The 12,005-nt window shown below is 71.3% G+C and carries 9 protein-coding genes; 2 read left to right on the top strand and 7 right to left on the bottom strand.

Going from position 1 to position 12,005, the window contains the following annotated elements; all coding sequences use genetic code 11:
* Positions 1–166 precede the first annotated feature (166 nt).
* Positions 167–397 (top strand): hypothetical protein, encoded by a 231-nt coding sequence (locus tag OG519_RS26555; RefSeq protein WP_311299451.1) that lies wholly within the window; start codon positions 167–169, stop codon positions 395–397.
* A gap of 125 nt (positions 398–522) precedes the next feature.
* Here OG519_RS26555 and OG519_RS26550 read toward each other — a convergent pair whose 3' ends face one another.
* From OG519_RS26550 to OG519_RS26525, 6 genes are all read right to left on the bottom strand, one after another.
* Positions 523–1,359, bottom strand: a complete 837-nt coding sequence (locus OG519_RS26550; RefSeq protein WP_405588793.1) for a S1 family peptidase — start codon at positions 1,357–1,359, stop codon at positions 523–525.
* A 264-nt stretch (positions 1,360–1,623) separates the two neighbouring features.
* Positions 1,624–3,198, bottom strand: a complete 1,575-nt coding sequence (locus OG519_RS26545; RefSeq protein ID WP_405588790.1) for an RNA polymerase sigma factor — start codon at positions 3,196–3,198, stop codon at positions 1,624–1,626.
* Between the two features lie 251 nt (positions 3,199–3,449).
* Positions 3,450–4,379, bottom strand: a complete 930-nt coding sequence (locus tag OG519_RS26540; RefSeq protein ID WP_405588787.1) for a FadR/GntR family transcriptional regulator — start codon at positions 4,377–4,379, stop codon at positions 3,450–3,452.
* 104 nt (positions 4,380–4,483) lie between these two features.
* Positions 4,484–6,307: an ATP-binding cassette domain-containing protein gene (locus tag OG519_RS26535; protein ID WP_405588784.1), complete on the bottom strand. Its 1,824-nt coding sequence runs from the start codon at positions 6,305–6,307 to the stop codon at positions 4,484–4,486.
* Positions 6,308–6,365: 58 nt separating this feature from the next.
* Positions 6,366–7,100, bottom strand: a complete 735-nt coding sequence (locus tag OG519_RS26530; protein ID WP_405588781.1) for an NUDIX domain-containing protein — start codon at positions 7,098–7,100, stop codon at positions 6,366–6,368.
* Between the two features lie 89 nt (positions 7,101–7,189).
* On the bottom strand, positions 7,190–9,154 hold the full coding sequence (locus tag OG519_RS26525) for a glycogen debranching N-terminal domain-containing protein (RefSeq protein ID WP_405588778.1): 1,965 nt from the start codon (positions 9,152–9,154) through the stop codon (positions 7,190–7,192).
* A 248-nt stretch (positions 9,155–9,402) separates the two neighbouring features.
* Between OG519_RS26525 and OG519_RS26520 the strand changes: the two genes are divergently transcribed.
* Positions 9,403–10,713 carry an alpha/beta fold hydrolase gene (locus tag OG519_RS26520; protein WP_405588776.1) on the top strand — a complete coding sequence of 437 codons (1,311 nt, stop codon included), beginning with the start codon at positions 9,403–9,405 and terminating at the stop codon, positions 10,711–10,713.
* Here the strand turns inward: OG519_RS26520 and OG519_RS26515 are convergent.
* Positions 10,625–11,875, bottom strand: a complete 1,251-nt coding sequence (locus OG519_RS26515) for a DUF4192 domain-containing protein (protein WP_405588773.1) — start codon at positions 11,873–11,875, stop codon at positions 10,625–10,627. The genes OG519_RS26520 and OG519_RS26515 overlap by 89 nt on opposite strands.
* Between the last annotated feature and the right edge of the window lie 130 nt (positions 11,876–12,005).

The raw sequence follows: 12,005 nt of genomic DNA, 5'->3' as shown, positions 1-12,005 counted from the left end.
AGCCCCACAAGCGACATCTGCCGCATTGACTCCTATTCGCCGCCAATCGGTAACAGCCAGTCATTCCGAAGAAGGTTTCCGAGGAAAAGCCGTGAGCGGGAACGTTTTCGGCCTGGTTGGATGTTGACCCTGGTACGACAGCTCGTCGAGCTAGAGAAGAGGCGACGTGACCACTGTTCTGACCCCCGCGAGTCCGCTGACAGCGGCAGACCGCTGCGACCGTTGCGGCGCTCAGGCTTACCTGCGCGTCGTACTCCTCAGCGGCGGAGAGCTGCTCTTCTGCGCTCACCACGGCCGTAAGTTCGAGCCGGAGCTGAAGAAGATCGCAGCGGAAATACAGGATGAGACCGGAAGGCTCACCGACACCCAGGCGTCGGCGGGAGACGACGAGCGCTGACACATCGCACCAGCGACGAGTAGGCCGGCGGGCGGACGGACCCCTCCAGGGGGTGTTCGCCCGCGGGTTTTCCCGATGATGCCGAGATCGGCGCCGAAACTGACGCCGACCGCGACCGGCGGGCCTCACATGTGCTGTGCCACCAGCGCCGCCACCGCTGAGACCCGCGTATAGACACCCGGATACGCGGCCAACGCGCATCCGCTGCCCCACGAGACCAGCCCCACGAGACGACCTGCCACCACCAGCGGCCCGCCGCTGTCTCCCTGGCAGGCGTCATGGCCACCTGTGCGTGCTCCGGCACACATCATGGTGGCTTTCGTGTATGTGCCGTCCGCACTTCCCGGATACGCCTGCTCACAGGTCGAATCCGCGAAGACGGTGACCGGCGCCTCCCGCAGTGAGTTCGCGTAGTCGCCGCTGCCGGTCGTATCGCCCCAGCCGAAGACCTCGGCCTGGGTGCCGTCCTGGTAGAGATCCGTGTCCGACGACTGCGCCATCGGGATGACCGCGCCGCTGGGCAGATCCTGGGCCAGGGTGATCACCGCTACGTCCCCGGCATTGGTCGACGGGTCGAAGCCGGGGTTCACCCAGACCTGGGACAGTTGCAGCTCCTGGCCGGCGTCGGTGGTCAGGTCGGTGCGTCCCTCGATGACCCGCAGGTCGGGCAACTGGCGCCAGTCGGAAACCCCGAGCGCCTCCTCGCCGAAGCAGTGCGCCGCGGTCACGACCGTACGCGGCCCGAGCGCCACTCCCCCGCAGAACTGGCCTGAGCGCCCCGCGCCGAAGCGCGAGCGGCTGGAGAGCGCGACCACCCACGGCTGCTGCTCGGTGGTGGTGGGGCTGCCACCGACGACGACGCCGTTCGCCGCGGCCGGAGTGGCGGGGATGGCCAGGGGCACGACCAGCGCCGGCAGCAGTGCCAGCGCCGAGGCGATCACGGCACGGACGGGGAAACACATGCGGCCTCCTGACCCTGTGAACAACTCTGCGTACCCAGAGTCATCGACGGGGCCGGAGGCCGCATCCGCAGAAACACCGTTCAGAACCGAAAGACGGCCGGAAACGAACCGGCGCGTGGCCGGAGACGTATCCCGTACGCGCCCGGTCGTGTCCGGGGCAGTGTCCCGTGTCCGGGGCAGCGTCCCATCGTGCCCGGTGCGCGCCCGGTACGACGACCGGACGACCTGTCCAGGGCGGCGACCGGACGACGTCACCGCAGGGGATCAGTCGAGGTAGTCCCGCAGCACCTGAGAGCGCGAGGGGTGGCGCAGCTTGGACATGGTCTTGGACTCGATCTGCCGGATCCGCTCGCGCGTCACCCCGTAGACCTTGCCGATCTCGTCCAGCGTCTTCGGCTGGCCGTCGGTGAGGCCGAAGCGCATCGACACCACGCCGGCCTCACGCTCGGAGAGGGTGTCCAGCACCGAGTGGAGCTGCTCCTGCAGGAGCGTGAAGCTGACCGCGTCGGCCGGCACGACCGCCTCGGAGTCCTCGATCAGGTCACCGAACTCGCTGTCGCCGTCCTCGCCCAGCGGCGTGTGCAGCGAAATGGGCTCGCGGCCGTACTTCTGGACCTCGATGACCTTCTCCGGGGTCATGTCGAGTTCCTTGGCCAGCTCCTCCGGAGTGGGCTCGCGGCCCAGGTCCTGGAGCATCTGGCGCTGGACGCGGGCCAGCTTGTTGATGACCTCGACCATGTGCACCGGGATACGGATGGTGCGGGCCTGGTCGGCCATGGCGCGGGTGATCGCCTGCCGGATCCACCAGGTGGCGTAGGTGGAGAACTTGAAGCCCTTGGTGTAGTCGAACTTCTCGACCGCACGGATCAGGCCCAGGTTCCCCTCCTGGATCAGGTCCAGGAAGAGCATGCCGCGGCCGGTGTACCGCTTGGCCAGTGAGACCACCAGGCGGAGGTTGGCCTCCAGCAGGTGGTTCTTGGCCCAGCGGCCGTCCTCGGCGATGATCTCCAGCTCACGCTTGAGCTTGGGGGCCAGCTTGTCGGCGGCGGCGAGCTTGTCCTCGGCGAAGAGACCCGCCTCGATGCGCTTGGCCAGCTCGACCTCCTGCTCGGCGTTGAGCAGCGGGACCTTGCCGATCTGCTTGAGGTAGTCCTTGACCGGGTCGGCGGTGGCACCGGCGACGGCGACCTGCTGGGCCGGCGCGTCATCCTCGTCGTCGTCGGAGAGCACAAAGCTCTCGGACTCCGTCTTCTCGGTCTCCTCGTCACCGGTCTTGCCGGGCGCGGCCTCGTCGAGAAGTTCGTCCGTCTCGGCGACCGCCTCGTCCTCGCCCGGTGCGGCGGCGGTGGTCTTCTTGGCCGCCACCTTTTTCGCGGGTGCCTTCTTGGCGGCCGTCTTCTTCGCGGCGACCTTCTTGGCGACCGCCTTCTTGGCTGGGGTTTCCGCCTCCACCGATGGCTCCACCGTGGTCTCGGCCTCGACCACCACCTCGGGGGCGGGGGCCTTGGGCGCTACGGTCTTCTTGGCAGGGGCCGCCTTGGTGGCGACCGTCTTGGTGGCAGTACGCTTCGCCGGGCTCTTGGCTGCGACGCTCTTACGGGTGCGCTTGGGCGCCTCAGCGGCAGTCACCATCAGCGTCACACCCTCCTCGTCGAGGACCTGGTTGAGGCTGCGCAGAACGTTCTTCCACTGGGTTGCCGGAATCTGGTCCGCTTCGAACGCTCGACGCACGTCGTCGCCGGCGATCTGGCCCTGGGCCTTACCCTGCTCGATGAGCGCCATCAGAGACTCGGATTCGGCGATCTCGGACGGGAGCGTACGGGATGTGCTGGCCGACACGAACAACCTCTCGGAACGATGGGAACGACTCGGTGGAACCGCACAGCGACTCAGCGTCAGACACGACGCCGAATATTCCTCGTACGGCCGCCACCTCTTAAGTCATCGCACTGCCTCGCCAAGCGTTACGCCCAGCCTACGTGGCCCGAGTCACACCCCGAATCGTACCTTTAGGCGTCAGAACCGACATCTGGCACGTCTGAGGCCGCCGCAGGTCCCGATTTCCGGGGGCCCACGACGGCCCGGAGCGGTCAGTGCTCGCGCGGAGCGGGGACGACGTGATCGGCCGGCGTGGTGGCCGGGACGGTGGCCGGCGCGGCGGCCGGCGGCTCGGCCGGAACCGAGAGCAGTTGGCGCATCGCCGCCTCGGCGGTGCCGCCGTCGCCCTCGGCGAGGGCCTCGACGATGCGGTGGTGCAGCCCGACAGAGGCGTCGGCGGGACGGTCGCAGCCGGTGGTCGGGCCGCCGGAGACGTGCAGGGCGGAGGAGACGATGCCGGACAGGTGCTCCAGCATGCGGTTGCCCGCGACCTGGAGAAGCAGGGTGTGGAACTCGGCGTCGGCGCGGGTGAAGGTGAGCGCGTCCCCCTGGGCAGCGGCGTGCGCCATGATCTCCGCCATGTCGGCCAGCCGCTGCTGGATGTCCTCACGGCCGTGCCCCGCGGCGAGCCGGGCGGCCAGCGGCTCGATGGTCCAGCGTAGTTCGAGCAGCTCACGCCGCTGCTCGTCGCGCTGGGGACCGAAGGCACGCCATTCGATGATGTCGGGGTCGAGCAGGTTCCAGTCGCTCACCGGGCGGACCCGGGTACCGACGTTGGGGCGGGCGCTCACCAGGCCCTTGGCCTCGAGGACGCGCAGGGACTCGCGCACCACCGTGCGGGAGACCTCGAAACGCTGGCCGATCTCCTCGGGAACCAGCGGGCGGTCGGCGCCGAGGTCGCCGGAGACGATCATCTGTCCGAGTTGCTGGACGAGTTGACCGTGCAGACCGCGGCCGCGGCTGCCGCCCGCGCGGCGGCCGACCCGGCTCAAGTCCGACTCCACGCCCTCCCACGACCGGAGTCCGGGGCGGTCGGTGCCGGGGGCGTCGGCATACGAAAAGCGGTCCAGCTCGCCCGAACCGGCGACACCGGAGTCGGCGGAGCGAGCCGCGGTCATCATGGAATGCGCAAGGGTACTCACGCATCCTTTGTCGGCGATGCCGAAGCGGGCCTTGAGGGCTTTGCTGAAAAGCACACGAAAGGGTGAGTGCTCATCACCTGATCATTGACGTTTTTGTGGAGAAATCATCCCTTTTTGCCGGTGGCCGGCACAGGTCCGCTGGCCGGCGCGGCAGTTGACCTTCGCCCGCGGCGCCGCCCGCGCAACGCGCTCGCCACGTAGGCCCCGACCAGCGCGGTCAGCGACAACGCCGAGGCCAGCACGAAGGGTTGGCCGACCCAGCGCAGGGTTCCCGACACGGTGCCGCCGTCCTGGGACACCCCGGTGACGACCGACCACAACGCGCCGACGGCGTCTTCGAGTTCCCCCACCGCGCGACCACCGAGGGCCATCCGCAGCGCCGGTACGACCAGCACCGGGACGCCGAGTACGGCGGCGAGGCCGAGCGCGGTGGTGCGGAAGAGCGCCGCCGCCAGTACTCCGGCCCAGGCGCAGCCGACGGCGAGCGCCGCCCAGGCGGCGAGCGCGCCGGGATGGGCCAGCGGGGCGAAGGCCCGGACCTCGCCCGGCGAGATGCGCAGCACTGCGAGGTCGAGGATCACGGCGAGCGCGGCCAGGACAAGGGCGGTGGCACCGGCGACGGCCAGTTTGGCGGTGAGCAGCCGGGGACTTCGCGGTTCGGGGCCGTGGCCGGGGGCGAGCGCCGGGTAGGTGAACTCCTGTCCGTAGCTGAGCGCGCCGATCCCGCCGGCGCCGATCGCCACCACGGGCAGCGGGAGTTCGGTGGCCCATCCCGACAGCAGCCGGAGGGGCGACGTGGGCGCGCCGCCGATCCTGATCATCATCGTGGCGCCGGCCGCGGAGCCGAGAAGGGTGGCTCCGGCGGCGAGCCAGGGGGTTCGGATGCCGAAGGCGCGGCGTACCTCGTAGCCGAAGGGGCGCTCAGGGCCGGTGCGACGGGCGATCGGCCGCCGCACGGGAGGTGTCTTGCGCCAGGGGGTACGGGGGATGGTGTCCGGCTCGTCGGATCCGGCGGCCCGGATGGTCGGAGCGGTGGGCCTGGCGGACGTGGTGGACGTGGCGGGCGCGGTGGACGTGGTCGGCGCCGCCTCGTCGGCAAGGTGGTGCAGCAGGATGCCGTGCCGGTACGCGGTCTCCCCGACGGCCGCGGCTGTCGTCCCGTAGACGGCGATACGGGTGCCGCTCGCGCCGACGACCTCGGCGCCGCTCTCGCCGAGCAGGCCGGCCAGTCGCTGGGCATAGGGAGAACGGACCACCACACGCGGGCGAAGGCGGGCACGGGCGAAGTCGTCAGAAGGTTCGTCGGTGACAAGGCGCCCTTGGTCCAGTGCGATCATGCGGTCGGCGGTACGGGCCAGGGCGCGGGCGTCGCGCCCGGCGAGCAGTACGGCGCCACCGGCCGCCGCGTGCTTGCGTGCGAGATCGTGGACCCAGGCGGCCTCACCGGGCGGCAGACCCCGGGCCGGGTCGTCGAGGATCAGGGCTCGGGGCCGGGCCAGCAGCGCCACGGCGAAGCCCAGGCGTCGATCCATGCCCAGGGAGAGATTCCCGAGACGCTCGTCGGCGATCGCGTCGAGCCCCACCAGACCCAGCATCTCGTCCGCCCGGGCCAGGGGCGTCCCGAAAGCGGCGCAGAGCATCCGGAGATGACCGCGGATGGTGCGGCGCGGATGCCCGGCCACATCGCCGACCACGGCGCCGATCTCCCGCGCGGGGTGCGGGAGATCGTGCAGGGGGCGGCCGCCGACGAGGGTCGCGCCGCGGCCCGCCTCCAGGCCGAGCAGCAACCGCACGGCGGTGGACTTGCCCGACCCGGCCGGCCCGAGCAGGCCGGTCACCGCTCCCGGATGGAGCTCGAAGGAGAGATCGGCGATGGCGGGCCGGGTCTTGCGGCGGGGGATGCTGGTCAATCCGATGGCCTGGATCACCCCAGCACCATAACGCTCAAAATTCATAAATTGGACAATGAACCAAGGAGCCGGGGCGTCAGATTTCCGGTCGCAGCATCGGCGGATTGAGCAGGGTGGCGCCACCGGCCCTGAAGAGTTGCGCGGGACGGCCGCCCTGACGGGTCGTCGTCCCGCCGGTGGGTACCAGGAAGCCGACGGTCCCGGTCACCTTGCGGTGGAAGTTCCGCGGGTCGAGCGCCACTCCCCACACCGCCTCGTACACCCGGCGCAGCTCCCCGACGGTGAACTCGGCCGGGCAGAAGGCGGTGGCCAGCGAGGAGTACTCGATCTTCGACCGGGCCCGCTCCACCCCGTCGGCGAGAATCCGGTGGTGGTCGAAGGCCAGTTGGGTCGCTTCGGCCGCGTGCTCCTGGCCGCCTTCGGCCAGCAGCGTGCCGACCGGGGCCCATCGCGCGCTACGGGCGTCGCCGCCCGCCCTGGGCGCCGGCAGATCGGGGGCCAGCACGAGATGGGCGACGCTCACCACCCGCATCCTCGGGTCGCGCTGGGGATCGCCATAGGTGGCGAGCTGTTCGAGGTGGGCGCCGTTCTGGGCGCGCAGCCCCGTCTCCTCGGCCAGCTCACGGGCCGCGGCCTGGGAGAGGTCCTCGTCAGTGCGGACGAAACCGCCGGGAAGTGCCCATCGCCCTTGGAACGGCGGCTCGCCCCGACGCACCGACAGTGCGCACAGGGCGTGTTCCCGCACCGTGAGCACAACCAGGTCGACGGTGACGGCGAAGGGCGGAAAGGCCGACGGGTCGTAGCGCGACATGCCGCGATCTTAGTCGTCTGCCTGACGATAATCAGCCCGATCGTCAGCTCCCCGTGATCAGGTCGCGCCGGATCGGCGGCCGGCGTCCCTCACGCTCCCAGCAGCAACCCGGCGGCGGCCTCCTCCACCATGCCGGTACCGAGCCGGCTGACCCGCACCCCGAACGGCTCCCCGGCGACCCGCAGCCCGGACAGCCGCAGGGCGCCCAGCGGTGCGCCGAGGGGCGGACGCACGGCGACAACCCCACCCGGCACGTCCGGCCGCACTCCGGCCAGCGACATGAGGAGATGCACCGCTCCCGCCGCGGCGACCGCCGCCGGCCGGCATGCCAGGGGATGCGGGCACGGAGCGCCACCGGGCAGCCGCTGCTCCCCTCCGTACATCTCGGGCAGCCGCATCCCGAACGTGCCGGCCGCCTCCAGCACGTCCATCACCAGAGCCGACGCCTCCTTCTCCCGCCCGGCTGCGGCCAGACCGAAGGCGGCGACGGCCGTCTCGTGCACCCGCACGGCTCCGCCCCGGTGCCCGAACGGGCTGAACCCGGGCGCCTTCGCCGAGAGCGTCCGCAGTCCCCACCCGCTGTCCAGATCGGGGGCCGTCAACAACCGCCCGAGTCGTTCGGTCTGCGCCCGGTCCAGCAGTCCGGGCGCGAAGTCGCCCCTTCCGAGCAGTCCGGTGTCGAGGAGATGAGCCAGCGCCGAGGAGGCCAGCGGCACCCGGCGGCCCTCGGCGGTGACGGCCAGGGCGGGTCGGCCGCCACCCGGGCCCTCGATCCAGAACCCCGCGCGGAACCTCGCCCGCAACTCCGCCGCGTACTCGCGCCACTCCCCCGCCCCGGGCCTGGCGAAGGCGTCCAGCAGTTCGGCCCCCTGCAACGCGGCCCGGTGCGCATACGCCTGCACCTCCGCCCGCACCGTCCCGCCAGGGGCGCCGTCGCCGACGAACCCGGCCCCGGCCCCCGCGGCCGCCCCCGTGCTCGTCGCCGCCCGCAGCCACGCCAGGCACCGCTCCGCCGCCGGCAGCAGCGCTTCCACCTCCCGCTCCGGCAACCCCCAGCGGCGGGCCTCCTCCAACACGGTCACAAAGAGCAGGGTGGCCTCCACCCCGGAGGACAGCGGCGGCAGATGTGCCCCGGCGTCCCGCAGCACCCCGGGCAGGCGGCCGGTGGCCGCTTGCTGAACCCGGGCCAGTGAGCGCAGGGTTCCGGCGGCCAGGCGGGTGCCGAGGGGCAGCAGCATCCGCGCCGCCCACAACGCGTCGGCCGGCGCCAGTCCGATCCGCCACGGGGCACCGGCCGCGAGGTGCAGATCCGCAGGGTTGCCCGGGTCACGCAGCAACAGCGCCTGGAGGTCGCCGAGCGATGCCGCGAGCAGAGCGGCGGCCCGGGGGTCATCGGCCTCCAGCAAGGCGTCCGGCCACAGCGCCGGTGGACGGTCGGCCGCCTCCATGTGCGGGCCGCCACCGCCCACGGCCACCGTCTCGGTCATCTCGGTGATCAGCTCCACGGTCCTGGCCTCCCCCGGGGGCAGCTCCAGGTCCCAGCGCAGCATCCCGGCGGACGCCAGCACCGTGTCGGGTGCGGGCCTCGCGGTGACGCTGACGGCATGCGGGCCACGGGTCCAGCGCAGCCCCGATCCGCTGACGCCGGCGACCAGCCGTTGGCCCGGCCTGCCCGCGGCGATGTCGGCCAGGTCGGCGAGGTCCGTGCCGAGCGCCACCTCGACCGACAGCCGCACCACCACCGGACCGGCGTTGGCGAGCGTGATCCGCTCCGCACCCTCGGCTGACCGCACCCGTTCGACCGTGACCGCCGGATCGGGTCCGCGATCGGCGGCGGTGCGCACGACGGCCACAAAGCGCACCCGCTCCGCTCCCAGTGTCCTGGCCTGCACCACAACGGGCTCGGCTCCCGCGACGGTCAGTTCACAACGGGCGAGTATCCGGCGTCCGTTGCGGTAGCAGCCCTCAAGGCCCGTGCCGCGGAGCTGTCCGTGCGGGGCCGACACCGAGAACGCGGGCGCCGCCAGGCACACGAGAGCGTCATGCGCGACCACCGCCGCCGTGGGTATCCGGGTGCCGGGCCGGCCACCGGCGACGGCCGTCGCGACACGGCCGTCCGGTGGGCCGGTTGTCCGCCGCCGACCAGATGCGGGGATGGCCGGCCGGTCAGGGGAACGATCTTCAGGCGAGTCCTGCACTCCGAGTGAACGCCCCACCGAGCAAGCAGGTCACGGTCGGTCTACCGTTCTTGCTCGGGAGCCGTCGCTCCCCGCACCGCCTTCCCGCCCTCGGAGACACACTCATGGCCGTCCACCGCCAACCGGGCACCGTCCTCACCGACCACACCTTCACGGTGCCCCTCGACCACGGAGCACCCGACGGGGAACAGATCGAGATCTATGCCCGCGAGGTCGTCGCTCCAGGCCGGGAGCACGACCGGCTGCCGTGGCTGCTCTATCTCCAGGGTGGCCCCGGTGGGCGCTCGCCGCGGCCGCTCGGTGCGGACGGATGGCTGCCCCGCGCTCTCCAGGACTACCGGGTTCTCCTTCTGGACCAGCGCGGCACCGGACGGTCCAGCCCCGCCTCCCGACAGACGCTGCCCGCGCGCGGTGATGCCGCCGCCCAGGCCGACTACCTGGCGCACTTCCGGGCCGACTCCATCGTCAGGGACTGCGAGGTGATCCGGCGCGGGCTCGTCGGCGAGGACGAGCGGTGGAGTGTCCTCGGGCAGAGCTTCGGCGGCTTCTGCGCGATCACCTATCTCTCTTTCGCCGCCGAGGGATTGCGGGAGGTACTGATCACCGGGGGCCTGCCCGGCCTGCGATCCTCCGCAGACGACGTCTACCGCGCCGCCTATCCGCGGATCGAGCACAAGAACCTCGCCCACTACGAGCGCTACCCCGACGACATCCAGGTGGTCCGGGAGATCGTCCGGCTGCTGGACGGCTCCGAGGCGGCTCTGCCGGGCGGCGGCCGGCTCACCCCGGAGGCCTTCCAGTCGCTCGGCCTGATGCTGGGCTCCGGAAACGGCTCGCACACTCTGCACTACCTGATCGAGGATGCCTTCGTGCCCGGGCAGTCCCGGCCGGTCCTCTCCGACTCCTTCCTCTCCGAGGTCCAGGGGCATCTGTCCTTCGCCGGCAATCCCCTCTACGCCGTACTGCACGAGGCGACCTACGGCCAGCGTTCCGTCTCGCCGGACGGCACCGGTTGGGCGGCCGAGCGGGTGCGTGGGAGCTTCCCGCAGTTCGAGGCGAGGGGCCGGTTGGCCGGCGAGGAACCCGTGCTCTTCACCGGCGAGACCATCCACCCGTGGATGTTCACGACGGATCCCGCGCTCTCGCCGCTGCGCGAGACAGCGGAGCTGCTGGCACGCCGCGAGCAGTGGCCGGATCTTTACGACCCGGCACAACTGGCGCGCAACGAGGTTCCGGTGGCGGCGGCGATCTACCACGACGACATGTACGTGGACACCGCCGACTCCCTGGCCACCGCCCGTACGGTGCGGAACCTGCGGACCTGGGTCACCGACGAGTACGAACACGACGGTCTCCGGGTGAGTGGCGGCCAGGTCCTCGACCGGCTCGTCCGGATGGTCCGCGGCGAGATTTAGTCGCGGCGATCACCCGCTTGCGGCGCTCCTGGCGCAGGCAGTGCCGCAGCAGCTCCGGGTCCAGGCCCTCGTTGACCGAGTGGTGCAGCAACCGGGCGAAGGTGTAGTGGGGTTCTCGGTCAAGGGCCATGCCTAGGGCGATCCGCGCCTCGCCGTCGTCGCCCGACGACCAGGCGACCCACCCGGCCAGGGCCAACGGCGCGGCCGCGTGCTCCCCGTAGGGACCGACGCAACGGCGGGCCACCGCCCGCCAGAGTCGCAGGGCCGCGTCGGCCCGCGCCGGCTCCATCCATTCGGCCGCGCGGTCGCGAGCCCCTCTGTCCTGGAGGCCCAGAATGATCCCCGCCGCCTCGTCGTCACGGAGCAGTCTGTCGTCCCGCCGGTCGGCGCGGACCGGATCACTGATCGGCGAGGCGGCGCGGAACCGCTCCAGCACGGCGCGGGCCATGGTGAGGGTGCGCTTTCTGATCTCGGCCTCCTGATCCTCCTCGCCGTGGTGGCGGAGCATGCGCGGCACGAGCTCGGCGGCGGCGATGTCCAGGGCGATCTCCTGCTTCCGGTTGCTCTCGGCGGGCTTGAGTCTGGCCTCCATGTCGCGCAGAGAGCCTGGGGCGGGCAGCCCGACATAAGCGGCGGTGGCGGCCATGGCCGTACTGCCGACCGGTGGAAGCCGATCTCCTTCGGCCGGCGTGGTCGCTGCTTCGGGCCCGCAGTAGGACCACCAGCGACCGGCGGACACGCAGAGGGCCTCCACCACCGGGACGTCCAACTCGCCGCAGGCGATGCGCAGTTGTTGGGCCAGCGGCCGCAGCCGTTCCATCACGGCCGATGGCTGCTCGCCTTCGCGCGGATCCTGGCAGAAGAAGACCACGACGGCGTCCGGCCGGGCGCCGCGCCGCGTACTGTTCTTCACCAGACACTCCGCGAGGTGCTTGGCCAGGCCCGGCCAATCCGCCGGATCCCGGGGAAGTCCGAGCCGAAGGCGCCCGCCGAACCGGCCATGCTCTCCGTGGAGCGCCACGAGCACCAAACTGTCCGAGGGATGGAATCCCAGCAAATACGGGAGGGCGTCCGCGAGTTCGGCCGGACCGCGCAGGGTGACTTTGATGTCTTCGGCCGGCTGTGGTGACGGTGTGTGCTGGGTTTCGTTGCTCTGTGTCATGGTTCGACGATGACGCATCCCGCCTGTTCCACGCCAGACCCTCCCGAATGCCTGTGGATAACTTCGGGCCGGGTTATCCACAGATCACCGAGCGCGGTTGGCGCGGTGTCGGTCCGATCAGGTTGCATGG

The sequence above is a fragment of the Streptomyces sp. NBC_01190 genome (assembly GCF_045039895.1).
Taxonomy (GTDB): Bacteria; Actinomycetota; Actinomycetes; order Streptomycetales; family Streptomycetaceae; genus Actinacidiphila.
This window is presented reverse-complemented; position numbering and strand designations above follow the sequence as displayed.

Coding starts and splice junctions, on each gene's coding strand:
- OG519_RS26515 (WP_405588773.1), bottom strand. CDS start 11,875: ATGACACAGAGCAACGAAACCCAGCACACACCGTCACCACAGCCGGCC.
- OG519_RS26550 (WP_405588793.1), bottom strand. CDS start 1,359: ATGTGTTTCCCCGTCCGTGCCGTGATCGCCTCGGCGCTGGCACTGCTG.
- OG519_RS26530 (WP_405588781.1), bottom strand. CDS start 7,100: ATGTCGCGCTACGACCCGTCGGCCTTTCCGCCCTTCGCCGTCACCGTC.
- OG519_RS26520 (WP_405588776.1), top strand. CDS start 9,403: ATGGCCGTCCACCGCCAACCGGGCACCGTCCTCACCGACCACACCTTC.